The organism is Haladaptatus sp. DJG-WS-42 (genome assembly GCF_037198285.1).
Classification (GTDB): domain Archaea; phylum Halobacteriota; class Halobacteria; order Halobacteriales; family Halococcaceae; genus QDMS2.
The window spans coordinates 1,166,984-1,191,421 of the sequence record NZ_CP147243.1 but is presented as its reverse complement, the minus strand read 5'-3'; the positions used below and the strand labels follow the sequence as shown (position 1 = coordinate 1,191,421).

General features: G+C 59.0%; 29 protein-coding genes and 1 tRNA gene. 14 read left to right on the top strand and 16 right to left on the bottom strand.

All coding sequences use genetic code 11. The features are described 5' to 3' along the window. Positions 1 to 7: 7 nt before the first annotated feature. Both V5N47_RS06560 and acs read right to left on the bottom strand, forming a co-directional pair. The gene (locus tag V5N47_RS06560; RefSeq protein ID WP_338730070.1) at positions 8 to 1,762 is read right to left on the bottom strand and encodes a bacterio-opsin activator domain-containing protein; all 1,755 of its coding nucleotides are present in this window, start codon (positions 1,760 to 1,762) and stop codon (positions 8 to 10) included. A 145-nt stretch (positions 1,763 to 1,907) separates the two neighbouring features. Next, positions 1,908 to 3,845 (bottom strand): acetate--CoA ligase, encoded by a 1,938-nt coding sequence (acs, locus tag V5N47_RS06555; RefSeq protein ID WP_338730069.1) that lies wholly within the window; start codon positions 3,843 to 3,845, stop codon positions 1,908 to 1,910. A gap of 224 nt (positions 3,846 to 4,069) precedes the next feature. On the opposite strand from acs, the gene V5N47_RS06550 reads away from it, so the two are divergent. Together V5N47_RS06550 and V5N47_RS06545 are read left to right on the top strand one after the other, a co-directional pair. Beyond that, entirely contained in the window at positions 4,070 to 5,218 is a 1,149-nt protein-coding gene (locus V5N47_RS06550; protein ID WP_338730068.1) for a multicopper oxidase domain-containing protein, read from the top strand. A 5-nt stretch (positions 5,219 to 5,223) separates the two neighbouring features. Beyond that, a complete protein-coding gene (locus V5N47_RS06545; RefSeq protein ID WP_338730067.1) occupies positions 5,224 to 6,213 on the top strand; it encodes a halocyanin domain-containing protein in 990 nt (329 codons plus the stop codon). A 6-nt stretch (positions 6,214 to 6,219) separates the two neighbouring features. On the opposite strand, the gene fer is transcribed toward V5N47_RS06545, so the two are convergent. Beyond that, entirely contained in the window at positions 6,220 to 6,867 is a 648-nt protein-coding gene (gene fer, locus V5N47_RS06540; RefSeq protein ID WP_338730066.1) for a ferredoxin Fer, read from the bottom strand. A 451-nt stretch (positions 6,868 to 7,318) separates the two neighbouring features. Between fer and V5N47_RS06535 the strand changes: the two genes are divergently transcribed. Next, on the top strand, positions 7,319 to 8,230 hold the full coding sequence (locus tag V5N47_RS06535) for a HAMP domain-containing sensor histidine kinase (protein WP_338730065.1): 912 nt from the start codon (positions 7,319 to 7,321) through the stop codon (positions 8,228 to 8,230). A gap of 84 nt (positions 8,231 to 8,314) precedes the next feature. Here V5N47_RS06535 and V5N47_RS06530 read toward each other — a convergent pair whose 3' ends face one another. From V5N47_RS06530 to V5N47_RS06520, 3 genes are all read right to left on the bottom strand, one after another. Then, positions 8,315 to 8,563, bottom strand: coding sequence for a hypothetical protein (locus tag V5N47_RS06530; protein WP_338730064.1), 249 nt, complete (start codon positions 8,561 to 8,563; stop codon positions 8,315 to 8,317). Between the two features lie 83 nt (positions 8,564 to 8,646). After that, complete coding sequence (locus V5N47_RS06525; protein ID WP_338730063.1) at positions 8,647 to 9,495, bottom strand: ABC transporter permease subunit; 849 nt, start codon at positions 9,493 to 9,495, stop codon at positions 8,647 to 8,649. Between the two features lie 114 nt (positions 9,496 to 9,609). Further along, positions 9,610 to 10,050 carry a nuclear transport factor 2 family protein gene (locus V5N47_RS06520; protein ID WP_338730062.1) on the bottom strand — a complete coding sequence of 147 codons (441 nt, stop codon included), beginning with the start codon at positions 10,048 to 10,050 and terminating at the stop codon, positions 9,610 to 9,612. Positions 10,051 to 10,334: 284 nt separating this feature from the next. Here V5N47_RS06520 and V5N47_RS06515 point away from each other — a divergent pair, with 284 nt between their 5' ends. Then, entirely contained in the window at positions 10,335 to 10,625 is a 291-nt protein-coding gene (locus V5N47_RS06515; protein WP_338730061.1) for a helix-turn-helix transcriptional regulator, read from the top strand. Positions 10,626 to 10,634: 9 nt separating this feature from the next. Here V5N47_RS06515 and V5N47_RS06510 read toward each other — a convergent pair whose 3' ends face one another. Continuing rightward, positions 10,635 to 10,979 (bottom strand): hypothetical protein, encoded by a 345-nt coding sequence (locus tag V5N47_RS06510; RefSeq protein ID WP_338730059.1) that lies wholly within the window; start codon positions 10,977 to 10,979, stop codon positions 10,635 to 10,637. Between the two features lie 108 nt (positions 10,980 to 11,087). Further along, positions 11,088 to 11,160, bottom strand: a tRNA-His gene (locus V5N47_RS06505). A gap of 98 nt (positions 11,161 to 11,258) precedes the next feature. Here V5N47_RS06505 and V5N47_RS06500 point away from each other — a divergent pair. Then, positions 11,259 to 11,714: a DUF5814 domain-containing protein gene (locus V5N47_RS06500; protein ID WP_338730058.1), complete on the top strand. Its 456-nt coding sequence runs from the start codon at positions 11,259 to 11,261 to the stop codon at positions 11,712 to 11,714. On the opposite strand, the gene V5N47_RS06495 is transcribed toward V5N47_RS06500, so the two are convergent. Next, positions 11,711 to 12,127 carry a ribbon-helix-helix protein, CopG family gene (locus V5N47_RS06495; protein WP_338730057.1) on the bottom strand — a complete coding sequence of 139 codons (417 nt, stop codon included), beginning with the start codon at positions 12,125 to 12,127 and terminating at the stop codon, positions 11,711 to 11,713. The genes V5N47_RS06500 and V5N47_RS06495 overlap by 4 nt on opposite strands. A gap of 137 nt (positions 12,128 to 12,264) precedes the next feature. Continuing rightward, positions 12,265 to 12,549 (bottom strand): hypothetical protein, encoded by a 285-nt coding sequence (locus tag V5N47_RS06490; RefSeq protein WP_338730056.1) that lies wholly within the window; start codon positions 12,547 to 12,549, stop codon positions 12,265 to 12,267. Positions 12,550 to 12,672: 123 nt separating this feature from the next. Between V5N47_RS06490 and V5N47_RS06485 the strand changes: the two genes are divergently transcribed. Continuing rightward, complete coding sequence (locus V5N47_RS06485; RefSeq protein WP_338730055.1) at positions 12,673 to 12,978, top strand: hypothetical protein; 306 nt, start codon at positions 12,673 to 12,675, stop codon at positions 12,976 to 12,978. Positions 12,979 to 13,087: 109 nt separating this feature from the next. On the opposite strand, the gene V5N47_RS06480 is transcribed toward V5N47_RS06485, so the two are convergent. From V5N47_RS06480 to V5N47_RS06460, 5 genes are all read right to left on the bottom strand, one after another. Next, a complete protein-coding gene (locus V5N47_RS06480) occupies positions 13,088 to 14,188 on the bottom strand; it encodes a succinylglutamate desuccinylase/aspartoacylase family protein (protein WP_338730054.1) in 1,101 nt (366 codons plus the stop codon). Between the two features lie 10 nt (positions 14,189 to 14,198). Then, the gene (locus V5N47_RS06475) at positions 14,199 to 16,208 is read right to left on the bottom strand and encodes a heavy metal translocating P-type ATPase (RefSeq protein ID WP_338730355.1); all 2,010 of its coding nucleotides are present in this window, start codon (positions 16,206 to 16,208) and stop codon (positions 14,199 to 14,201) included. 387 nt (positions 16,209 to 16,595) lie between these two features. Further along, positions 16,596 to 16,793: a heavy metal-associated domain-containing protein gene (locus V5N47_RS06470; RefSeq protein ID WP_338730053.1), complete on the bottom strand. Its 198-nt coding sequence runs from the start codon at positions 16,791 to 16,793 to the stop codon at positions 16,596 to 16,598. A gap of 248 nt (positions 16,794 to 17,041) precedes the next feature. Continuing rightward, positions 17,042 to 17,557, bottom strand: a complete 516-nt coding sequence (locus V5N47_RS06465; RefSeq protein WP_338730052.1) for a hypothetical protein — start codon at positions 17,555 to 17,557, stop codon at positions 17,042 to 17,044. Positions 17,558 to 17,573: 16 nt separating this feature from the next. Further along, positions 17,574 to 17,873, bottom strand: a complete 300-nt coding sequence (locus V5N47_RS06460; protein ID WP_338730051.1) for a hypothetical protein — start codon at positions 17,871 to 17,873, stop codon at positions 17,574 to 17,576. A 320-nt stretch (positions 17,874 to 18,193) separates the two neighbouring features. On the opposite strand from V5N47_RS06460, the gene V5N47_RS06455 reads away from it, so the two are divergent. The 6 genes from V5N47_RS06455 (at position 18,194) to V5N47_RS06430 (ending at position 21,886) form a co-directional block, all read left to right on the top strand. Then, entirely contained in the window at positions 18,194 to 19,597 is a 1,404-nt protein-coding gene (locus V5N47_RS06455) for a permease (RefSeq protein WP_338730050.1), read from the top strand. A 132-nt stretch (positions 19,598 to 19,729) separates the two neighbouring features. Then, positions 19,730 to 20,302 carry a MarR family transcriptional regulator gene (locus V5N47_RS06450; protein ID WP_338730049.1) on the top strand — a complete coding sequence of 191 codons (573 nt, stop codon included), beginning with the start codon at positions 19,730 to 19,732 and terminating at the stop codon, positions 20,300 to 20,302. A 53-nt stretch (positions 20,303 to 20,355) separates the two neighbouring features. Next, on the top strand, positions 20,356 to 20,517 hold the full coding sequence (locus tag V5N47_RS06445; RefSeq protein WP_338730048.1) for a hypothetical protein: 162 nt from the start codon (positions 20,356 to 20,358) through the stop codon (positions 20,515 to 20,517). 164 nt (positions 20,518 to 20,681) lie between these two features. After that, complete coding sequence (locus tag V5N47_RS06440) at positions 20,682 to 20,978, top strand: hypothetical protein (protein ID WP_338730047.1); 297 nt, start codon at positions 20,682 to 20,684, stop codon at positions 20,976 to 20,978. Between the two features lie 57 nt (positions 20,979 to 21,035). Then, positions 21,036 to 21,386, top strand: a complete 351-nt coding sequence (locus V5N47_RS06435) for an SHOCT domain-containing protein (protein ID WP_338730046.1) — start codon at positions 21,036 to 21,038, stop codon at positions 21,384 to 21,386. An 83-nt stretch (positions 21,387 to 21,469) separates the two neighbouring features. Next, positions 21,470 to 21,886 (top strand): DUF302 domain-containing protein, encoded by a 417-nt coding sequence (locus V5N47_RS06430; protein WP_338730045.1) that lies wholly within the window; start codon positions 21,470 to 21,472, stop codon positions 21,884 to 21,886. A 95-nt stretch (positions 21,887 to 21,981) separates the two neighbouring features. Here V5N47_RS06430 and V5N47_RS06425 read toward each other — a convergent pair whose 3' ends face one another. Then, entirely contained in the window at positions 21,982 to 22,125 is a 144-nt protein-coding gene (locus tag V5N47_RS06425; RefSeq protein WP_338730044.1) for a hypothetical protein, read from the bottom strand. Between the two features lie 450 nt (positions 22,126 to 22,575). Between V5N47_RS06425 and V5N47_RS06420 the strand changes: the two genes are divergently transcribed. Both V5N47_RS06420 and V5N47_RS06415 read left to right on the top strand, forming a co-directional pair. Continuing rightward, the gene (locus tag V5N47_RS06420) at positions 22,576 to 23,880 is read left to right on the top strand and encodes a transposase (protein ID WP_338730043.1); all 1,305 of its coding nucleotides are present in this window, start codon (positions 22,576 to 22,578) and stop codon (positions 23,878 to 23,880) included. Next, complete coding sequence (locus V5N47_RS06415; protein ID WP_338730353.1) at positions 23,881 to 24,096, top strand: helix-turn-helix domain-containing protein; 216 nt, start codon at positions 23,881 to 23,883, stop codon at positions 24,094 to 24,096. The last annotated feature ends 342 nt before the right edge of the window (positions 24,097 to 24,438 follow it).

Below are 24,438 nucleotides of genomic sequence, written 5' to 3'. Positions count from 1 at the left end.
GAGATTCCTAGCTGTTTCCGGCACCGTCGCGGACGGTCGTGTCCGCGTCCTCGATGACCGCAGTGAGCACCTTCTGTTGGGCTTTCCGCAGGTGGTTGTGGAGCGTCGGCGAGGAGACGCCCATCGACGCCGCGAGTTCTTCTGCGGTGGAGCCGCGCGGCCACTCGAAGTAGCCAGCAAAGTACGCCGCCCGGAGCACCGAGCGCTGTTTCTCGGTGAGGTTGTCTTCCATCACCTGTCGTACGCCGACGGTGGTCTGGGTTGGCAGTTCTATCTCGCGTTTTGCGACCAGCTCTGACCCGGGGAACTCCGCTGTGAGGGTTTCGACCACCGAGCGGATATCGACCCGCCGAGAGAACACGCCTGCAATTTCCGCGACGCCGTCTTCGACGGTGAGTTGCTGGGCGGTTCCGCCGCGGTCTACGAGTGCGGAGATGAACGTCTGGTCGCGCACGACGAGTTCGAGCAACGCACCCGAGCTATGGTCGCCAATCAGCCGCCCTTCGGTGACGCCCGACGCACTTGAAATGCGGTCGAGTACCGCCCGAACGTCGGCGTCTCGGACGGTCACGAAGTAGAGCAAGTCATCGTCTTCGACGGGCACCGCGCCTTCGAGGTCGAAACGACAGCCGAGGTCGTGTGAGGTCGCCACCAGAAAGTCCTCGGTGTCGGTAGAGCGAAACGTCAACTCGACGCCCGTATCCGCGAGCAAGAGCCGCTTGCGTTCGAGCGAGGTGATGGTCTCGCCAACCCGTCTGCCAATGTCTGCGACACACTCGCGGTCTACGGCTTCGACCGTCTGATGGGCCACACAGAGCAGACCGTGGACGCGGTCGCTCGACTTGAGCGGCGTGACGATGAGCGCACACCCGGTCAACCGTCCACTCACGTGGGTCATGACGTTCCGCAGGACGACGGCCGCTTCTTCTTGCTCGAAACTGTCGAACCCGCCCGCCTCGTCTACGACCTCGTGTAAGTCGACGTCGCCTTCCTCGCGGTGGTTTGCGTAGGTTCGCGGGATGCCCTGTTCGTCACACACCCACGCCGTGTGGTAGACGCCCGCGAGCGCTTCGCACGTGGCTCGTTCGACCTCCGTGCGCGTCGTCGCCGCTGTCAACTCAGTCCCAAGCGTCTGCATGCACTCAAGGAGCGTCTCACCCCTTCCAGACGGTGGCGCGGCGCCTCGTCGGTCGGGCTGGCGCTGTCTCGCCGTCGTCGCGGTGAAGGCGTCGATAATCGCTTCCTCGCTCGGCGGTTCGAAGTACGAGTCTAAGCTTTCAAGGCTCTTCCACCCGCCGACCGCCCGCACGATTTGCGGGTGGATGCGCTCTCTGTTGAGCAAGCGATGGGCGAAGTACTGGCGCAAATTCCGCGACGAAACCGCCTGCAGACTGGCGTCATCCGTCCGGGATGCCACATCTGTGACGAGCATCTGGATGCGTCGTGCGCTCACGTCGAACACCGGGTCGTCTTCGCCGATGTCGTTCACCGAGATGAACTTCCGGAGGTCGTGGGCCACGGCCGGGCGCAGGTACACGTCTCGGCTCTCTCGGCCGGTTCCCACGGTCAACAACGTGTGTGAATCGCCGCCGTGGTCGCGCGTGGACAGGTCTTCTGGACGAACGCAGGCGACCTCACTCGGCCGCAGTCCCGCGTCACCCATCAGCGTGACGACGAGGTCTTCGCGGTAGGTCTCGGTCGCTCGCTTCAGCCGCTCGAACGCTTCGGGTGTGAGCACCGTCGAACGCGCTGTGCGGGACATGCTATCATTCGCCTTTTTCAAAAGAGCTGCAGTTAATTCTTTCCCTGATTCTGTGGGAGAATAGTCGAGTTTTGCGACTGTCCGCGTAACCGCTCTCGAACTTCTCCGGAAAATTCTTTCACCTCTTTCGATTTTCTCGAAACGCTCACTCGTCAACGATGGATTCGAGTTCCCCGACGATTTCGGGATTGCGAAGCGCGCTCGTATCGCCGAGTTGCTCGCCATTGGCGATGGCTTCTAAGTGACGCCGCATAATCTTCCCCGAGCGTGTTTTGGGGAGTGCGGGTGCGAACGTAATCCGCTCTGGGACAGCAATCTCACCGATTGCCTCGTTCACGGCGTCCCTGACCGCCTGCTCTAATTGCTCGTCGCCGACGACGTTCCGTTCCGGGGTGACGTAGACGTGGATGGTTCGCCCCTTTACGTCGCGTCGGCCGCCCACCGCGGCGGCTTCGGCGACGCCTTCGACATCGACGATGGCCGACTCGATTTCTTTCGTCCCGATTCGATGGCCCGAAACGTTCACCACGTCGTCTTCGCGGCCGAGCAACTGGATGTAGTCGGTTTCGACCGCGCGGTCGCCGGTGACGTAGTGCCACTCGCCCGCTTCGTAGGCGGCGTGGTCGGTGACCACCCACTCGTCGTCGCAAAAGCCCTGTGGCATCGCGGGCCACGGCTTCGTGATGAGCAGGCGTCCGGGCTCGCCGGGTGCGGCTGCCACCCCCCGCCCGTCCACGATGTCGGCGTCGATACCCGGCAACGGTCGCCCGACTGTGCCGGGCTTCATCCGGTCTACGCCCGGCAGCGTGGTGACCATCATGCCGCCGGTCTCGGTCTGCCACCACGTGTCCACGATGGGGCACTCGCCACCGCCGACGTGTTCGTAATACCAGTGCCACGCGCTCGCGTCGATTCGTTCGCCGACCGTCCCGAGCAGGCGCAGCGAGGAGAGGTCGTGGCTTTTGGGATGTGACGCCCCCCACTTCACGAACGTCCGAATGGACGTCGAGGCGGTGTAGAAGATGTCCACGGCGTTGCGTTCGATAATCTCCCAGAGGCGGTCTTTTTCGGCCTGATTCGGCGTGCCTTCGTAGAGGACGGTGGTCGCCCCGAGCGCGAGCGGGCCGTAGACGATGTACGAATGGCCGGTAATCCAGCCAATATCCGCCGCGCAGAAGACGGTATCTTCGGGTTTGATATCGAGCACCGAGCGTGCGGTCCACGCGACGTGTGCGAGATAGCCACCAGTGGTGTGGCGCACCTCTTTTGGCTCGCCGGTCGTCCCCGAGGTGTAGATGTAAAAGAGGAGGTCGTCTGCGTCGCGGGCGACGGGTTCGACGCGCTCGCCTTCGTGGGCTTCGACGAGCGAGGTGTAGTCGTGGTGGTGGTCGAGATTTCCGGCGCTCCCGAGGCGGTTGACCACGACCTGCTCGACTTCCTGTGAGACGGTGAGACAAGCGTTGTCCGTCGTATTTTTCATCGTGATGGCGTTGCCTCGGCGGTAGTAGCCGTCGCAGGTGACGATGAGTTCTGAGCCGGATGCTTCCATCCGCGTGGCGAGGGCGTCGGCCGAAAAGCCCGCGAACACCACCGAATGCGGTGCCCCGAGACGGGCACAGGCGAGCATCGCAATCGGCAACTCGGGAATCATCGGCATGTAGAGGGTGACAACGTCGTCTTCTTCGACGCCCAACTCCCGCAGCGCCGCCGCAAATGCGTTCACCTCACGCGAAAGCGCCTGATACGTGTAGGTTCGCGTTTCGCCGAGTTCGCCCTCCCACGTGAGCGCCGCCTGATTTTTCCGACCGGCTTCGATGTGGCGGTCGAGGCAGTTGTACGAGGCGTTCAGCTTCCCGCCCGAAAACCAGTGAAATCCGTCGCTGTCGTCGAGGACGCGCTCGTAGGGCTGGTTCCAGTCGAGAAGCCCCGCTGCACGAGCCCAGCACGCAGGCCAGTTCTCTTCGAACTCCTCGTAGATGCCCTCGTCTGCGACGTTCGCCTGCGCGACGAACGCGCTCGGTGGCGCGACCCACTCGCTGGGCGATGACAACGTTTTCCCCGACCGATTCTCGCCGTTGTCCATGTGCGTTACATCAGTGTGGAGGGTCACAAAAACTGTACTGCTACCAGCAATTCATCTTACATCTCTGAGCGCGTGAGAGACCCACGTAGCACGACCAACTCCGCCTACAAATCGAGAGCATTCTCTCGAACTTCTATGCAAGAGCCAGTCACGCTTTTCCCGAGTCTCAGGTGCTGAGAATTGGTTTCCCTGATTAAGACGGTCTTCTTCGTAGAACCACTTGTATGAGTGACAGAATTGGTGCACCTGGAACTGGCATCTCCCGTCGAAAATTCCTCGCTGCGACCGGCAGCGCCGGGCTGTTTGCCACCGCGGGTTGTACGGCGATTTCACAGCCAACTGCGCGGACAGTTCCGCTCTCAGGCTCGCAGACGACCTCGTTGCCCGACCTCCCGGAGACGGGCAAACCCGAAGTGGTGAATCTTGACGAACGCGGCCACGAGGTAACCATCAAATCCGTCATGGCGCGCCACCACATTCACCCCGGCGAGACGATGAACGGCCCCATCACGCTCCCCGTCACGTGGGCGTTTCAGGCCGATGACGGCGTTCCGAGCGTCCCTGGCCCCATCCTGCGCTGTACCGAGGGTGCAGAGCTGAAGATTACGCTCGACAACTCGGAGATGCAGGTTCCCCACACGCTCCACTTCCACGGCGTGCGCAAATCGTGGGAGAACGACGGCGTGCCGACGACCACAGGCGTGACGGTCATGCCGGGTGAGTCCCACACCTACACCATCCCGGCGAACGTTCCCGGTACCCACCTCTATCACTGCCACTACCAGACGCCGATGCACATGGAGATGGGGATGTACGGCATCCTCCGCGTCGACCCGAAGGGGTACGAGGAGGCCGACAAGGAGTACTTCATGACGGTCAAGGAGTGGGACACCCGTCTCTCGCGCCAGCACGGCGGTGAGGACGTCCAGTACTCGCTTTCCTCGCGCCACGCAGACGCCTTCACCATCAACGGCAAGTCCGCGCCTGCGACACTCCACCCCGAGACGGGGTCACCGCTCATCGTCGAACCCGGCGACACCGTGCGCATCCACTGGGTGAACGCGGGCTTCATGAGCCACCCGCTGCACATCCACAACCACCGGTTCAAAATCGTTGAGAAAGACGGCAGCCCGATGCCAGAGGCGCTTCAGTTCCTCCAAGACGTGGTGAACGTCGCGCCCGCAGAGCGCTACACCATCGAGTTTGAAGCCGACGCAGACCCCGGCATCTACCTCGTCCACTGTCACAAAGTCGACCACATCAGAAACGGTGACAGCTACCCCGGCGGGATGCTCACCGGCATCGTCTACACCGACGCGATGGACACCGACATCTTCCGCAACCTGATGGAGTACGCGGGGTACGAGGGGTGACGGAGATGGCGTATGACGACACGCAGCTGCCCGTTGCTCGGCGTCGCTTTCTCGCCGCAACCGCGGGGGTCGCGGCCGGAAGCGCGCTCGGCGTGAACTTGCTCAGCCAGCCAGCCGTCGCCCAGTCAGACGGTCTCGAATCGTGGTTTGCGAACACCGATAACGTGACTGAGCTCGTCGATTTGCGCGGCCAAGGGACGGTCGAAATAGCCGTCGGGACAGCCGGAAACGGGGGGTCGTTCGGTTTCGAACCGGCGGCCGTTCGCGTCGACCCCGGCACCACCGTTCGCTGGACGTGGACGGGCGAAGGCGGGATGCACAACGTGGTCGCAAAGGACGGCTCGTTCGAGTCTGAATTCTATTCGAAGGCAGGCGAGACGTTCGAGTTCGCCCCCGACGCCGCGGGCGTGACTCGCTACGCCTGTGCGCCCCACGAGATGATGGGGATGAAAGGCGCGCTCGTCGTTGGCGACGCAGACGCCGCACTCGGCGCGACCGCTGGCGAAAACGGCGACTCCAGCCCAACAGAGACATTCGACGGGTGGCTTTCCAAGACGGACAACTACGACGAGGTGGTCGATATGCGCGGCAAAGAACAGGTGACCGTCGAAGTCGGCGCAGACGGAAACGGTGGCGCGTTCGCCTTCGAACCCGCGGCCATCCACGTTGACCCCGGGACGACGGTCATCTGGGAGTGGGTGAGCGACAACGAATACGACGTCGTCGACCCTGACCTCGGATATCACAGCGACCTCCTCACGGGCGTGGGCAACCGCTTTGCCGTCGAGTTCGGCGGCCACGGTCTCAGCACCTACGAGTGTACGGCCTACGGCGAACAGGGCATGCGTGGCGTCGTCCTCGTCGGAAACGGTCCAGACCCCGTGCTCTCGCCGCTTGGGAAAGTCGTCACCGGTGGGGTCGCAACCGTCCTCGGCGCACCGTTCCTCTACGGCCTGCGCCAGCACGTAAAAGATAGCACCCGAACCGACGCATAACCATTTTCACTCCTCTGCTTTCGCAGTCTCGAAGCGCTGAGAGGGCAGTTTAAGTTCGTCGAGTCCGGGCAGGTGTTTGACGTTGAACACAACTTTGAGTTCGTCAGAACACGGCCGCCCCACACACGAGAGGCGGATGCCGTTTTCCATCATCGACGGCGAGAGGACGTGGTTTGGTGGCATCTCCATGTCGCCTTCGATGACCGCGACCGCGCAGTTCGCACAGGCGCCGCCCCGACACGCGAACGGCCACGAGAAGCCGACTTCCTCTGCACTTTCTAAGAGCGAATCGCGCGGGTGGGCGAGTAGCTCGCCGTAATCTGCGGGCGTGAGACGCTCGCCTGCGGCTTTCGAGAACAGTTCCTCGTCGGTAATCTCCCAGCCGAAGTCGTCGAACACTTCGTAGTTGAGAAACTCGACTTTCGCCTCTTCGCGCTCGTCTTCGACGGGTTCTGGCGTCTGCTCCTCGGCTGTCTCGGTTGCGGGGTCGTAGCCAGCCTCAATCTGTGCGTACGCTGTCTGGACGGCTTTGAACTCACGCACAGAGCCACCGCGGTCTGGGTGGACCTCTTTGACTCGCGCTCTGTATGCGTCGACAATCTCCGCCTCGTTTGCATCCGACTCAATCCCGAGAATATCGAACGGGGACGCCACACTCGACATAAGCAATTCGTCGCATAAAACCTCTCTGGCAATTTCTCGCTCTCTTTGAGTGCTGTCGCCGTCTCACTTGCCGATTGTAGCATTCGTTCATTTAGCACGTGTTAATTCAAACTATTCTGAACTTCACAATAGTGGAAAAGTACATGTTTCAGACCGATAATTATGAGATAGAATGTCACCTTCTCCACCTTCTGAATCCTCTCACGGTACGAAGGTCCCGTATCTCATCATGGGACTTAGTGTGGGTCTGCTCCTCTCGTTTCCTGCCGAATGGGCGATTGTAAACGTCATTGGGGAAACGCAGCCAACCTATCTACTTATCACGAATGTGGCGATTACGATGCCAGTGGTGGCGGGTATATTTTTCGGTGGCTACTGGCTCAAGCGGGGTTGGCTAGACCCACAACGCCACAGGCGAATCGCGCTGTGGTGTTTTTCTAGCATGGCAGTCATCCTCGGGCTCAATATCATCGTCATGTTTATCACCCCGCCACTTACCGAGGCCAGTGGATACATCCAATGGGGCCGATTTATGGCGTGTCTCGGTGCAGGCGGTGGCCTCTTCATCGGCGTCATCGAGGCACGCACCATCGAACGCGAACGCGCAGCAGAGCGGGCGGTCATTCGCGCAGAGCAACTGGAGTATCAAAACGACCAACTCGAGTTTTTCAACAGCATCCTTCGCCACGACGTGTTAAACGGCATGACCGTCGTCAGTGGGCGGGCAGGAATCCTCTACGAGGAGTTAGACGATGGTGACCACCGCAGACAGGCGGAGACGATTCTCAAGTGGAGCGACGATGTCGTCGCAATCGTCCAACGCGTTCGGTCGATTCTCAACGCGCTCACCTCCGACATCGAGCCCCAACTCACCGCAATCAACCTCTCGGAGACGATTCGCACAGAAGTCGAACGCCTCAGTTCGACGTATCCCACCACAACCTTCGAGGTTCACGTCGACGACGAAGTGGTCGTCAAGGCAGACGAACTTGTGAACGAAGTGTTCGGAAACCTGCTCACGAACGCCGTCGAGCACAACGACCCTGATGGCCTACACGTGACCATCACCACCGAAGCCGACGACGACACGGTCACGACCCGCATCGCCGACACCGGTTCGGGGATCCCAGACGACCGAAAGAAAGCCGTCTTCCGCCGGGGCGAAACTGGACACGTGAAATCGACGGGCAGTGGCTTTGGCCTCTTTTTCGTTGATTCAATGATAACTGTCTATGGCGGCTCCATCGAAATACAAGACACCGAACCACACGGAGCCACGTTCGTCATCGAACTCCCCCGCGCATCAGCGGCACGCACGCACGACTCACCTGATGAACTGGTCGCCTCCGCCTAGACACGTCGGGTGGACGACTTTTCTGTGCATTTCACGCCTGAGAACGTACCGGTCCGATTGAGGCTAGTGGCACCGATGCGAGCGCTAGTCTCGCGTGTGTTGATTGACCGTGAGCGTGTCGTAGAGGACAAACAATGACGCGGGAACGGCGAGCAACCAGCCGACGTACGAGAGCGGTGCTGGCTGAAGCAGTGCGAGGTAGATGCCCGCGATGAGTGCGATTCCAGAGAGAAGCCGTGTGGCGACTCGCCAAAGCGTCAGACCGTGATAAAAATAGTCAACGAAGGGGTCTACAAAGAGGCTTTTGAGAACGTCAATCAAGAGCGACTGCATGTAAAAAAATCTGCATTTCGAGACTGAAAATCATTCGGGTTGTCTGTGGCACTCTCGATACGGCTGCGTGAATCGCTGGTTGGTTACTGAATATCCGTCCTGGTGAATCGAAGGAAGCCAAGACAAAGCGGAAGCACGATCCAGCCGGCGAGAATGAGGAACCCAACCCCATCTTGGAGGAAGGCTGCGTCTGATTGTGCAGAGACGGTGAGTTCGTAGTACGACGGCAGGACTGACCTGGTGGCGTACATGAACGCCCGAGACGGGTTCAACACGGCGATAAACTGGAGCCAATCGGGAAGCTTGGTGCCCGCCGGGAGCGTCGGCCCGATGAAGATGAGTTGGAGCAAGAGCATGAGGGCGTCCCAGCCGAGCATGAACAACGCGTACAGCGAAACCGTCCCGACCAGTGCCTTCGACCGTGAGTCCATCCACGCGGAGAAACCAACCGCGATGGCGACGTACACCGCCCCGTACGCCACCATCAGCGTCGTGTTGAGGAGAAACGCCTCGACGTCGAAGACCGCGTACGAAACCGCGGCGATGATTCCAACGGCAACGCCGGCGAGCGCCGTGGCGGCCATGACGACGGCCACCCGACCGAGGAACTTTCCGAAGACGACATCGCGGCGGGTGTGGGGCAGCGCGAGCATCATTTTGAGCGCGCCGCTCTCGCGCTCTCCGGCGATTGTGTGATAGCCAACCAGCAATCCAAGCAGCGGAATGAAAATGGCCCCGGGCTGCCCGAGACTGTTTAGCAGCGCGAGCGTGGATGTTGGTGTGCCGTCGTATCCGGGTTGACCGACGTTCGGTACCCACTGAATCACGGCGAAAAAGACTGCAGAGAGGAGAAAGAGGCCGATTACCGAGAGGACAGTTGGGGAGCGTCTACACTGAAAATATTCTTTTCTGGCGACAGCGCGCAGACTCATCACACGAAGCTTCTCATGACGCTCACCTAATGGTTTTGAATCTACAGTTTGGCTCGCCGCGCCCGCTCAGTCAGCACGAAAAATAGTCCGTCGTTTTGTCCACTCACACCGCGCTTATGCAGCGCCCTCTAGGCGCTGAAGGAGTTCGATGAATTTCGGGTCTAGGTCTGCGTGGTGGTGGACGATTTTCCACTCGCCATCTTCGAGACAGTAGATGTTGGTCGCCCGGTACGCAGAGTCGAGCGTCTCGCCCCCAAGCGTCATCGAGACCTCCTCAGTTGTGAGTTCGTAGGCCACGTCACCCATGACGCGAATGAACTGATCTGTGCGCGTCACCTCACCCTTCTCAGCAAGCCCGGCAACGGCCTTCCACGGCTCTTTGACGGCTTCCCAGCCGACTTCACGACCGCCAATCGGATGCATCGTCGTGACATCTTCTCGATGTGACCAGATTTCTTCCATCGAGTCTGCGTCGCCGCTTGCCATTTGCCCTAACGCCTTGTAGAATCTGTCCGACGCCGCCCGAACTCCTGTGTCTGCTTGTTTGATTGCCATGTGTGGCACCCACAAACCTAGACGCTTACTGAGGGCTTAACCGTCACAATTCTTATCTGGGCGATTTGCCATCGACAGAAAGACTATCCAGACGACGGGACCGTCCTCGTTCCGCGTTACTTCCAGTGCTAGCGCTGTTTGTTCCACCTCGAAGTTCGACTTACCCCATCTTGTAGCTCAACTAACCGTTCCACCTGTGGAACGGAATGGAACACACCCACTGCTCTCGAAATCCCCTCTTAACAAAGCAGCGTCATTACCAATGAGTGGGTACCATGGTGCAAATGCACAGTCTCACGGGCTTTCAACGCGATCTGCTGACCGTCATCGCGGGACACGCAAAACCCTCGGGCCAAGACATCAAGTCAGACCTCGAAGCCCACCTCGGCGACATCAACCACGGCAGGCTCTACCCCAACTTAGATACACTGGTCGAGCTAGAGCTCGTCGAAAAAGGTGCAATCGACCGTCGCACGAACTACTACGAGCTGTCTGAGACTGGTCGCAACGCGCTGGTGGAATACGCAGACTGGCGTGAGGGCTATCACGCAGAACTGTCCTCACCGATGCTCTGACACATCACGTTAAAAATCTGCCCGCTTCAACCACTCGACGGCAGTCAGGACGAACCAGACCATCCAGACGGTGAAAATGATCAGCGCCGCGGCGTAGTAGGCCTCTTTCGACCCGATTACTGAGGCACCCCCAACGACAGCGGCGGCGACGAGAAACGCAGCCACGTTGCGCTGCCAGTCGTCGAGTGCCTCGCGAAGCGCGGTCGTCCCGGTGTACGCGCCCATACTGACCAGTGGGGGAGAGTCGGCTTCAACGCTTCTCTGTTCGTGGCTCGCCCTCGCCGTTTGGACTTTCGTCTCCTCGCGTTGTTCGGAGACAGAAAGGTTCAGGTGCGAGAATCGAACTCCAGTCACTATCGCTCCTCACTTCGATTCTCCTCTAACTGACTTCTCTCGGTCTCACAATTACTCGCGGTGTTCTCTGACGAGAGCAAACGCTCACGAATTAAGAACGGAAAGAAGGTCCAGGTGCGAGAATCGAACCCGCGTCTCAGCCTCCACAAGGCTGAAGGATAGTCCACTACCCCAACCCGGACACGCACCTCTTTCTAACTCCGGTTTGCTCAAATACGTTACGACTCCGGACTGACTCCGTGTGGCTTTTTGCCTCGAACCGCCTACGACCGAGCACGCGTGGCCATCACGGACAAAATCTATCTGAAGAACCACCGCCAGATTGCCTCTCAGTTGGGGACGAACATCCCAAAGAGCGCGTTTAGCGGTGCGACTCTCGATATTCTCTTTCAGGGCGAGGGGCTGATGAAACTCGATGACGCCACCCAAGAGCGCGTCCTCGATTTCGCCGAAGACTTCCTCGATTGTGGCTGTGAGACGAATCCGTACTGTGGCCATCCTGAGCGCAAGTTCATCACGTATTTGCTCGAACTCCGGGCGCAGGGACTCGGCCCGGATTCCATCGTGGACGTGATGGGCGACGATTACATGCTCTACGCCTACGCTGGCGACATTCTCTCGTTTCTCGATGACTCGGTGCGGACGCTCGAAGCGGCCGAAGAACTCGCGGGGGTTGAAAACAACCGAGAGATCGAAGAAACACTCAGTCAGGCAAAGCGCGACTTATCTCGCTAACTCAGGTGGAACGTTTCGCTGTCAAGGTCGTCGTCTAAGTCGTCGAGGAGGATGACCTCGTCATCGTCGTCTTGATTCAGCTCGTCAATTCGCTGGTGGAGCTCCGTGATATACTGCTTGTAGTCGTCGAGTTGGTCGCGCAGGTGCTTGTTCTCCAGTTCGAGGCGTTCGTGGTCGTGGATGAGGCTCTTTGGCACTTCCACGCGCGGCGGGAACGTTGCTTGGTCTGTCGTCTGGTCGGCGAGTTCGTGTTCGGGGATGACGCGGACCTGGCCGTCGTGGGCGACGAGCGTCTGGACGTAGTCGCGAAACACCGCAGACAACGAGATATCGCGCTCTTCGGCTATCTCCCGAAGCGTCTCGAAGGCGTCTTCGTTGACGCGAAACGAGATGGTTTTGTTCTTGTTGCCCATTAACCGAAGGTCAACGTCCAGACTATTTAATCATTTGTCAGACGGGGTGCACGCGGAGCGAGTGTCGGGGTGTAACCGCCATTGCGGCCGAATGGTGGCTCACGGCAAACCAGGCTGTTAACCGCTGCGGTTCTGATTCAGGATAATTCGTGTGACGTATCCGGCTTTTGCGTGGCAGTTTCGGTTGTGTCTGTCGTCACGTAGAGCGAATACAGAATGAGGGCTATTCCGAGTGCGACGAACAGTGTTTGAATCATCCCGGCGAGAAACACCGCGAAGTGGAGCACATCATAGAAGATGCCTTCGAGCACCGACCCGACGCTCAAGAGGAGAAAGCCAACTGCGACAAAGAGCATCCGTGCGTTAGTTTCTCGGAGATAGGCACGATAGCCTTCGATTGCAATGAGGGCGCCGATAGTCACGACTCGGGCGGAATATTGGGGAGCTGGTATGCCCTGGTCGGTGGATTGTTCCTCCTCGGCTCTGTGGTTACCGTCCCTGCATACCGACGGATGGACGCGCATGAAACGGCTGAAATTACGCCAGTGCATCAAGCTGCAGCCCTTCTCGCCGTCTTCAGTGCGGCCGTTCACCTGTACTTGTTCCTTGAACACGGGACGTTGGTGATGCTCCCCGCTGGATTGGGCTTTCTCGGAGGGATTGGCCTGTTTTTCGCAGGAATCAATCGCCGTGTTCTCTATCTGGCAGGCATCGCCTTTACCGCACTCCAGATTCCGCTCTGGGTTCTCGAAGGGCTGGCACACCTCCAGAACTTTGGCCTCCTCGACAAGGTGGCGCAAGTCACCCTCATTGCGATTCTGGGCTATCTCATCTTCACAGAGGAGCTGTGAGCGTCTCACGCACTCTGTGAACCAACTGTTCGACGGTGTTCGAACCGGCTCGGGCACTTCCACACAAGGAGAACGACATACGGTGGTCGTGAGGTGACGGCGTGTCAGCTCAGTCATTTCGGTTGGTTCCAGATGGGTGGCTGTGTTCTGCGTACCAGTGCGGTTTGGGCCACTGGAAGCCGCCTTCGTGGTACACGTCGAAAACGCCACACTCGATATCGTCGCGGATGATGTCGGCGGTTTTCTCGTCGATGCTCACGAAGTGACATAGCGGGTGGCCAGGGTTCGCGACTGCGTTTTCGAGGACGCCAACGACGAGGCCGGTCGACGGCGCACGAACCGTCTCGACGGTGTTCTTGAAGTGATCAGAGATGGTAAAGAGCGGCTCACCCGCGTCCACGAGCGGGTGTGGGCCCCACTGCATCGTAACGAGGCCGCCGGTTTCGGCACGGAGCCACGTCTTTTCACCACCGCGGGCGACAACACGCGTCCAACCGGGCCAGGAAACCGGTCGGTTGGGGAGTATTTCGTGTTCTGCGAGGACACTTGCAACGCAATGGAGTGCTCGGTCGAGGTGTGCCGTCTGGAACCGGTGGGCACGCCCCATCTCGACGGTGACCGTCGGAATACCATCTCGACAGGCAACGCTCCGGAGTGTTCCGTGTGAGCCTTCGCCATCGAGAATTACGCTCGTGCCGAACGACCGGGCAAGTCGTTCGACGGCTGGATCACTCATGTCGGCGCGGACGTGGTACATCGTCGTCCGATTGCGCGTCGACGTGTGAAAGTCGAGGCCGAAGTCACACTTCGAGACGAACTCCTTGTAAATCGTATTTGCGAGGCGCTTGGCCATCGTCCCTCGAGGGTTGCCGGGAAACGACCGGTTGAGGTCCTCGTCGTAGATGGGGATGTAGCGCTGCTGGGCGAGAAAACCGGGGACGTTCAGTACATGCAGACAGACGAGTGCTCCGTGAATGTCGGCAGGCTCGTAGCGAGCCGCGACCTCTTGGATGATTTTGATGCCGTTGAGTTCGTCGCCGTGGACAGCAGCGGTCAGGAAGGCACACGGGCCCATCGACTCGCCATTGATCACCGTCACCGGAATTTCGAGCGTATCGCCGTGATACGTCTCACTACACGCGAAGCGGAACGAACGCTTTTCTCCCGGATCGATTGTGCGTCCACCAACGGTTACTGGCACTGTCGTCATCGAAACTGCCTCATGTTGCAGACAGGTCGACCCCCTTGAGTCGCCGGGCGTTAATGGCGACGATGATGGTCGAGAGCGACATGAATACGGCACCGATTGCTGGCGACAGAAGGATGCCGATGGGCGCGAGGATTCCCGCAGCGAGTGGGAGTGCAATTACGTTGTATCCGGTCGCCCAGACGAGATTTTCCTGCATCTTCCGATAGCTCGCCTTCGAGAGCTTGATGAGCCGGACGACGTCCAGCGGGTTGTTGTCGACGAGGATGATGTCTCCCGACTCGATAGCGACGTCCGTCCCAGAGCCGATGGCGATGCCGACGTCGGCTCTCGTGAGGGCGGGGGCGTCGTTGACACCGTCACCGACCATCGCCACCAGCTTTCCCTCCGACTGGAGTTGCGCTACCGTGGTGTCTTTCTCTTCAGGTAGCACCTCTGCGAAGTACTGGTCGATGCCGAGTTCCTCGGCGACCGCCTTTGCGACCTCCTCGGAGTCACCGGTCAACATCGCCACCTCAATGCCCATCGCGTGCAGCGCCTCGATGGCCTGCCGACTCTCGTCTCGGATGACGTCCGCGAGGGCGAACGCCGCCACGACCCCGGACTCCTCGTGAATGAGGTAGATAACCGTCTGTGCGTTCGCGCCAGCTTCGTCGGCAAATGCAACGATGTCGTCGGAGCGCTCGATACCGAGGTTCTCAAGCAGGTTGGGGCCACCGAGGTGGACTGTCCCGCCCTCTCGCGGGTCGCTGCGCTCCCCGCTCCCCTGTTCGGAGCCGTTTCGCGGCTCCGACTCGACGGTCGCTCTGACGCCGAGCCCGCGGAGGTTCTCGAAGTTCGAGACCTGCGCCCGTTGGACAGCACGTTCTGCGGCGGCGTTGCGGATGGCGCGCGCAATCATGTGTTCGGAGTCGCCTTCGACGCCCGCAGCAACCGCGAACGCGCGCTGTTCGTCCCAGTCGCCCACCGTTTCAATGCCAACGACGCCCTGTTCGCCCTTCGTGAGCGTCCCGGTCTTGTCGAACATCACTGTATCGAGGTTTCTCGCTTCTTCCATGGCGATGCGGTCGCGAATGAGCATCCCGTTCTGGGCTGCTGTGGAGGTGTTGATGGCGACGACAAGCGGGACGGCGAGGCCGAGCGCGTGTGGGCAGGCGATAACGAGAACGGTCACGACGCGTTCGAGGACGGTGCTGTTGAACCCGACCGCGATTACCCACGCGACAGCCGTGATGCCCGCGACGGCGAGTGCGATGTAGAACAACCACCCTGCGGCGCGATCGGCCAAGAGTTGCGTGCGGGATTTCGACTGCTGGGCCTCGTCGACGAGTCGCATGATGCCAGCCAATGCAGTCTCCTCGCCGGTCTTCGTCACGCGAACGCGGAGACTGCCGTCCTGGTTGACCGTCCCGGCGACGACCTCCACGCCGGGTTCCTTGTCCACAGGTCGAGATTCGCCGGTGATCATCGATTCGTCGACTGAGGACTCCCCGTCGACGACTTCGCCGTCTGCGGGTACACTCGCACCCGGGCGGACGAGAACGACGTCACCCTCGCTGAGTTCGGAGACGGGCACCTCCTCCGTATCTCCGCTCTCGGTGATTCGTTCGGCGGTATCGGGCATGAGCTTCGCCAGTTCGTCGAGCGCGCCTGAGGCCTGACGAACCGACCGCATCTCCATCCAATGGCCGAGCAACATGATGTCGATCAGCGTGACGAGCTCCCAGAAAAACGGCGTCGCCCCCTCGAGAAACAGGCTGGCGAGTGAGTAGACGAACGCGACGGTGATCGCCAGCGAGATGAGCAGCATCATCCCCGGCTCGCGGTTCTCAAGTTCGGTCCGAGCCATCGAGAGGAACGGCACGCCACCGTACGCGAAGATTACGACCGAGAGGACGGGTGTGATCCAGACGCTTCCGGGGAACGACGGCGCTGTGTAGCCGAAGACATCCTGAATGAATTCGCTGAAAAAGATGACTGGAACCGAGAGCACGAGCGACACCCAGAATCGGCGGCGGAACATCTGTTCGTGACCGGTGTGGTCTGTGTGAACGCGGTGGTCTTTGTGTCCTCCCTTGTGCGCACTGTGGTCGTGTGCGTCATGCTCGTGGACGGCTGCACCGTGACCGTGTTCGATCTCGGTGTGGCTGTGTCCCGACTGACCTTCGTGCGCGTGGTGTGCCTGTTGGTCCGTTCGTTCGGGCTTGGTGTTGGTCTCGCCTGGCGGGTCGTGAGTCGCGTGTTCGGATGAGTCGTGTCCGGAGCGCTCGTCATCTGGATGATTTCTCATAGGTTGTGTGTTGGTACCGCTACACATTATTCTGTCCGTACCCTGACACTGTGCGGTTGAGGGGAAGTGGGCCCGAAAGAGAACGGAATGGGTAAGTGTCCGCGAACGTTCTGCGCGGTCTCAGGCGTGGGCGGTGTAGCCAGCGTCCTCGACAGCCTGTACGAGGGCTGAGACGTCGGCATCGCCATCGATGCTTGCCTGTTCAGCCTCACGGTCGGCGGTGGCGTCGGTCACACCGCTTACCTCTCGAAGCGCCTTTTCGACTGTCTGTTCACAGTGACCGCAGGACATTCCCTCTACGGTGATGGTCGTCGTCATACAGGAATACGTACGCGCCCCACTTTTATCGGGGTTTTCCCTTCGTGTGAGTGGTAATAATTGCCCAAAACTTTGGAATCGAAGTCCATTTGCATCCACCGCGAGCCCACCTAAGGTCGCGTGTTGGTTGGGACTGTAACCTTTGGTGGGTCTCGACTGCGGTGGTCGGTGCGATTTTTCATAGGATAGAGATGACTCAGTAGGAATTTACAAATTGCTCCAATTCAGTATTAAATCTACAAGTGGCGTTACAATGTCGACGTGACAGCCTTGGACTCAAGCTGCTGTTTGAAGAACACGAGCTCCGTATTGGTGTGGTCGTAGAGCTTCTCCTTTCCGTTAAGCACAGTCGTGAAAAGCCACTTCAGGAAGCGTCCACGACGGTTGTTCGGGAAATCCATCCAGACGGCGTGTGACATCCGAGTTCCGTCTGACGTCTCTTCGAGTCGAATGGTGCCACCTTCGGGGAGTCGAACAGTGACGAGGCCACGAAGGAAAGGATAGTACGCCGTTCCCGTCCAGACCGCTATGTTCGGATGATTGATGTACTGAAACCGACCGTGGAGGTTGGCGAACATCCCGGCGACTTCTTCGCGCTGGTGGAAGGTCGCTCCTTCGCGCGGGCGGTTGTCGGGCGTGTCGTATCTGAGCCCGTAGTGCTCCGCAGGATTTGACGCCGTCCAGTGGACGGGGTCGGTCACGTACTCCCAAATCTCCTCGGGCGATGCGTCGATGACGATTTCAGCTTTGTCGGTTACGTACATGGGTCGTTTCCTCGTTTTATCGTGTGAATACGTTGTACAGCCACGCGAAGGGGTACACGAGGACGAAGCTGATTATCGCGGCTTCGACCATGCCTGCCAGGGTTCCGACGACGGTCGGCTCGAAGAAAAGGTGCCACTGTTCCATCATCGCGACCGCGCCCTCATAGACCCCGATCGCGCCGAACACGCCGAGGAGCAGCATCACGACCGCAGAAACGACTGCCGCAGAACCCGCGAGTGCCAGCTCGTTGAGGTGCATCTCACCGGTGGTTGGTTCCATCTCGTACGAGTCTTGAGTTGTGGTCGCAGTGCTCATATGTAGAGATACGCTCCACTCATTCAATCGAATTTCTCTTACAATTCGAAAGAGCGACCCGCCCACTCAAGGTGCCACTGGAAAGTAGTGCAGAAAAAGAAGGCCACTGAGTCTTAATCAGTACATCTGGCCGACCAAAGAAGTCACAGCATTTCACAGAAGAGAACAAGATGTCCTCAGTATTATGATCGGAAACACCGGTTTCGAGCGGAAGGATGTTGTCCTCCTCGAAGTCTACCTTAGAATACAAACTTAAAGGCGGAATTTCCCTCAGATTCTCAAGAATAAGTGCCAAAACTGATGGCTGCGATAGTCTAGGTATGCAAGCCGCTCTCGTCGATGGAGTCCTTGAGTCGTTGCGGATCGGCGTCGGCTTTCTCTGGACTGCCGCGTGGGCGATCATCATGGGCCTGGTGGTCACGAGCCTCGTTCAGGTTTACGTTTCCAAGGAGCGGATGGCCAAGGTTCTTGGAGAGGAGAATCTGAGTGGACTCACGAAGGCAACAGTGTTCGGCGCGGCGAGTAGCGGCTGTAGCTTCGGGGCCGTCGCTATCGGGAAAGGTCTGTTCAAGAAGGGCGCGCACGCAGTGAACGTCCTCGCGTTCATGTTCGCCTCGACAAACCTCATTGTCGAGCTCGGACTCATGATCCTCATCCTCCTCGGCTGGGAATTTCTGGTTGCCGAACTCCTCGGCGGTGTCATCCTCATCGCTGTGATGGCGCTGCTCGTCCATTTGACGCTCCCCGAGAATCTCTTCGAGCAGGTTCGCCAAGAACTGAATCAACGCGACCACGACCAGGGAATCACTGAGGATCCGACCTGTGGAATGGAGGGCAAAGACGAATACTCGCTCACGACCGACGGGGGCGAGACGCTGAAATTTTGTTCTGCGGGCTGTATGGAGACCTACCTGCAGGAGGCGTCGAGTAGTGGCGGGTGGCGCGACGAACTCCTGTCGTGGGGTGGCTGGTACAAATTGGGGAACCAGTACCGCAAGGAGTGGTCGATGATCTGGAAGGACGTTATCGCTGGCTTTCTGATTTCGGGGTTCGTCATCGTGTTCGTCCCCCAATGGGTCTGGAACGCGCTCTTTCTCCAGGGGGAAGGACTGCTCGTGAGCGCAGAGAACGCCATCATGGGTGTGGCAATCGCGGTCATCAGCTTCGTGGGCAGTATGGGAAACGTCCCGTTCGCCGTCGCGCTGTGGGGTGGGGGAATTAGCTTTGCGGGCGTCATCGCGTTCGTCTACGCCGACCTTATCACGATCCCCGTCCTGAACGTCTACCGGAAGTACTACGGCTGGAAAGTGATGCTGTACATCCTCGGCATCTTCTTCGTGACGATGGCGTTCACAGGCTTTCTCATGGAGGAACTGTTCAATGCTCTCGGCATCGTCCCGAATCTCGCTAGCGGGCAGACGGCCTCCGAACAGACGTACTTCGAACTCAACTACACCTTCTACCTCAACAGCATCACGTTGGCCCTCTCCGGCTTCCTCCTCTACGTCTACCGTCGGGGGTTGGGTGCCCTCGGACAGCACCGGGATCCCGTCTGTGGGATGCGGACCGACGATAGCGGCCCGAGCGTTACCCACGACGGCGAGACGTACTACTTCTGCTCGAACCGGTGCAAGCAATCGTTCGAAACGCACCCATCCGAATTTGCACATCAGCACCCCCAAGTCTCAGGAGCTGGAGGTTCCCAGAGCCATGAGCATCACTGAACCCCACGTCTCGATACCACGTTTCACGGCCAAACAGTCCCGAGTATTGTTTCTGCCAATCACAACTGCTACACCGCTGTCTCACCAACGCGTAGGTATGAACGAGTATCCCGGCAGATTGAGGTGGGATAGATGAATCGACGGCGAGTAGATACAGGAGTCGGTGGCTTGGTCGCAGCCGTCCTCATCGTCGGCGGGGTGCTCGGCTGGCAAGCGTATCAGCAACAGCAAGCATTCGAAGAGATGGGGTCAATGATGGGCACGTCGATGGGAGCGGTTCACGGAACGAATCCGCTCTGGTACGTCCTCGGAACCCTCCTCGTCTCTGCGGTCATCGGTGGGGGGTATCTCGTTGTTCGGGATGACCTCACCGGCACAGACAGAATCGACCGCTCCCAAGATGAGCGAGCGAATCGAACCAGTTCTGAGGTCACCGAATCACCGGAAGAAGTCACGAATCCGGAGTCTCAGCCACACGCTCGCGTGTTAGATCTCCTTCCGGATGACGAACGCCGTGTCCTCGAACCGGTCATTTCCTCGCCCGGTATCACACAGATCGAATTACGAGATCGCTCAGGCTTCTCGAAGAGCAAGGTCAGTCAAACGGTCAGTGGCCTCGAGAAGCGTGGACTGTTGTACCGTGAGCGTCAGGGGCGAACCTATCGTATTTATCCAAGTGACGACCTGCAGCAAAGTCAGCGATAGCCGTTGCGAGCGCCTGTCGACCAGTTTTGTAGGTGGGCGTCGTATCTACTCCTATGTGTGATCGCCACGTCGCCCACCTGATTGCGGAGTACGAAGCGGCGCGGCTCGACGCCGACGAGTCGGGAGCCGAGAAACCCCATCGTAGCGACTCAGACCAGACGGCGAGACCGCAGCCCGGATTACTGGCGGCTCTCAAGCGCCGAATCGCCCGGTAACTCCAGACTCAGGCCAACGCCGGCGATTTCAGCGCGCATGAACGATTCTATTCCTGAAAAACGATTAGAACGGTCTATACACGCTCTCGGACGTTTTCCTGCGCGGGTTCACACCCATCGTGATAACCCTCGAGTCGCCCTACGAGTAACCGAGGAGAAAGACAATGACCAACTTCAAACTCGGCCGCTGGCTGCTCGTGGCGCTCGCACTCGTCGCACTCGCGCTCGCCGCTCCCGTGGTCAGCGCACACGGCAACGACACGACTGCAGACGACGCACCTCCGTCCGACGGAACCACCGACGGCTGGGTGGCATGGATGGAAGCACACATGACCGACCACATGGGTCCCGGTGCCGTCGAGTGGATGGAGTCGCACATGGGTGCGTCCGTTGACGAGATGGCCCACGGTATGACTGACGACGACCACGACGGCGGAATGTACGGACAGGGCCACTGCTGACCGCCCTGCTCGAATCGCTCGTTTCAACCCAACACCGCAACTCACACACGCAAGCTAATGACGCAACTCACGACTCACATCGGACGCACGGCTCGTCGACTGGGGATACTCGCCGTCCCACTGCTGGTCGCGACGACTGGCACGGCTGCTGCCATGGGCGGGAGCTCCAGCGGCGGAATGATGGGCGGTGGCTGGGGAGGCTTCGGCGGGACGATGGGTCTCTGGGGACTCCTCTGGCTTGGGCTGTTGCTCGCAATTCCACTCTCCCTCGTCGTCATGCTCGGGAAGCGTCGAGAAGGTGGACGCAGCGAAGACCCGCTGGCGATTCTTCGAGCACGGTACGCCCGCGGTGACCTCTCAGACGATGAGTTCGAACGGCGGCGTGAACAGCTGGAACTTGCAGAATAATCCCGCAGGTGTCGTCCCGAATCCATCCGGGATAACCTCATCGAAACCCCACAGTTAAGTCCCACAACCGTGTTGAGTATTGTATGAAATACACAATACAGACGTCTGTAGCCGGTGCGTTCGGCCAGGTAGTCGAGACGACGATTGACGCACTCGCCGACGAAGGCTTCGGCGTCCTCTGTGACATCGACGTCCAGGCAACCCTCGAAGCAAAACTCGGAGAAGAATTTCGACAGTACCGCATTCTCGGTGCGTGCAATCCGCCGCTCGCACACGAGGGATTGACCGCGGAGCTCGAACTCGGCGCGCTCCTTCCCTGTAACGTCGTCGTCTACGAAACCGACGATGGCGAGGTCGTGGTGAGCGCGGTCGACCCACAACAGCTCGTCGGCATTGCTGACAACGAGACGCTCGACTCGATTGCACTCGAGGTTCACGACCGATTCGAGCGCGTCCTCTCGGCTGTCAGCAACGAATTCGACTCCTCTTCGGCGGTCTAATCCCCGCTCTCGTCGTCGAACCACCTCGACCCGACGGACATCGTTTTCTCCATTCTCAGGGAGGCATCGTTCTTTCCTTCCGGTTGTCGTCTGCTTTACTCCCCCGTCGGCTGGTTGAGCCCGAATGCATACTCCAGCCCGAACATGACGACTGCCACCGTAAGCGCCTGAACGAGGAAGAACTCTGTATTCAAAAGGAGGCCAGCGATGAGTACGCCGATGCCGCCTGAGAAACCCAAGAAGCAGCGTATTTCCCCTGCGAGAGCCCCCGCAGCCACGCATCGACGCGGTTGTAGAGCCCCATCACCGTTACCATACCCAAACTAGATAGCTCACCGACAAATTTGTTTCTGGAGTGCGGTTTCTCAGATAAACTCACTCAAATCCATGATTCCCTCTGAGAGTTCCAATTGCGCATCAAACGGGTTGTCTCGAACGGCGCGACTGACATCACCCAGGACTTTCGGCGAGAATTCATGCCGAGCAGATCCGAGTGGCAGGAGTTGCTCGCGTCAATCCCCCCACGACAACGCGAATTTCTGAACACGGCTATCTTCCTACGAGGAGAGAATCCCGCCCTTCAGGGCGGGAGTGAATCCGACACTCTCCCTACAGTCCACCGACGATTGCTGACTGGATATTCCACGCTAATCCGAATCATTAAGTAGGTTTGTCTACATTACCTATGTATGGCGATTCGGGTCACCCGAACCTACGTTGCTTCCATCAGGAACCAGCAACAGGTCATGAGTGACTTGGACTCGCTCGGGTTCGCCGCCTCGAAACTCTGGAACATCGCACGCTGGACGTGCGACCGCATCTGGAGCGAAACAGGGACAATCCCCGGGGATGGCCCGCTCAAAGCATACTTGAAGACCCACGAACGCTACGCCGACCTCAATTCTCAGTCGAGTCAGCGAGTCATCGAAGAACTCGCTGAAGCGTTCCGTGGCTGGTACGCCAAGCGCCGAAACGGGGACGACCGAGCAAACCCACCGAAGTACAGAAAACACAACGGCGACCACCCGCGCTCGACGGTCACGTTCAAAGAAGACGGATTCAAATACGACGCCCACCACAACCGGATTCGCCTCTCCAAAGGCCGAAACCTGAAAGAACACTGGTCGGACTTCATCCTCTGCGAAATCGAGACTCGACCAGATGTTGTTGTTGAGAACGTTCGCCAAGTGCGAGCCATTTGGAATGGTGATGAATGGGAACTCCACATCGTGTGCAAACACGAAATCGAAGCCGAGTCTCCCGGCGACGAAACCGCCGGAATCGACCTCGGCATCAAGAACTTCGCCGCCATCGCGTATTCCACGGGCGACCACGAGTTGTATCCGGGGAACACCCTCAAAACCGACGAACGGTATTTCGCCAAGGAAATAGCAAAGTGCAACTCCTCTCGGTCAAACAAAGCACTCCGTCTTCGACGGAAGCGTTCCGAGCGTCGGTCGCACTATATGCACGCCGTCACCAGACACATCGTCACTGAATGCGTCGAACGAGGTGTCGGAACGATTGCTGTTGGTAACCTCGAAGGAATCCGTGAAGACGACGAAACCGGCGAGGCTCGGAACTGGGGCGACCGTGGCAACGAAGGGTTGCACGGGTGGGCGTTCGACCGCTTCACGAATCTCCTCACATACAAGGCGAAAGCCGAAGGCATCGCTGTGGTTACGGTGAGCGAGCGAGACACCTCGAAGACGTGTTCGTGTTGTGGGCAAAAGCGAGACGCCAACCGTGTGGAGCGTGGCTTGTACGTCTGTCGTGGGTGTGGGGCCGTGATGAACGCCGATTCGAATGGTGCGGAGAACATTCGATGTCGGATAGACCAAGCAGAAAAGGTAACTCTGAGTCCTCGGTCGTCCGAGGATAGGAGTAGCGGGTGTGTGGCACGTCCAGCAGTCAACCTGTTCCGCCGTGGAGAACACGGCCCGAGTAGTGGACAGGGGACGTTCGCTGAACAAGCGAGCCTCTGCAAACCATAAATATCCCAACGCGGCACGGGAAGCCCCGCCGTTCACGGCGGGGAGGATGTCACTGCATACGGCTATTTCGAAATTCCACGTCAAGCCACGCTCGAGGAGATTGCAGAAGAGATGGGAATCGCGAAGGCGACTGCCTCTAACCACCTGCGGAAAGTACAGCGACAGCTCGTGGAATTCCTCCTCCCGTATATCAATCTGGCAGTACAGGAGACGTGAGTTACAAGAAACGGCCTTGTTACCCTTCTCGGTTGATGCCACATTTTGACGATTCTTCTGGATACAGGGCGCGAGTCCAGTCACGAGTGTGCGAGTTTCCAGAACCCCTTCGGGATGGCCGCAAGAAACGGCAGTAAAAACAGCATGAACAGCCAGTCGGTTGACGAACCAAGCGGTGTGACTATCACGACTACCACAGCACCCACGATGAGGGCATACGTCCACGAATCACGTACTCTACGACCGGGAGCGCTTCGTTGGGACATATCATCAAATGCTGTTGAATTAACACAATTCCCACTGTCACTGGCCCCTTCCGGGGCTGTGTCGTTCAGGAAAAAC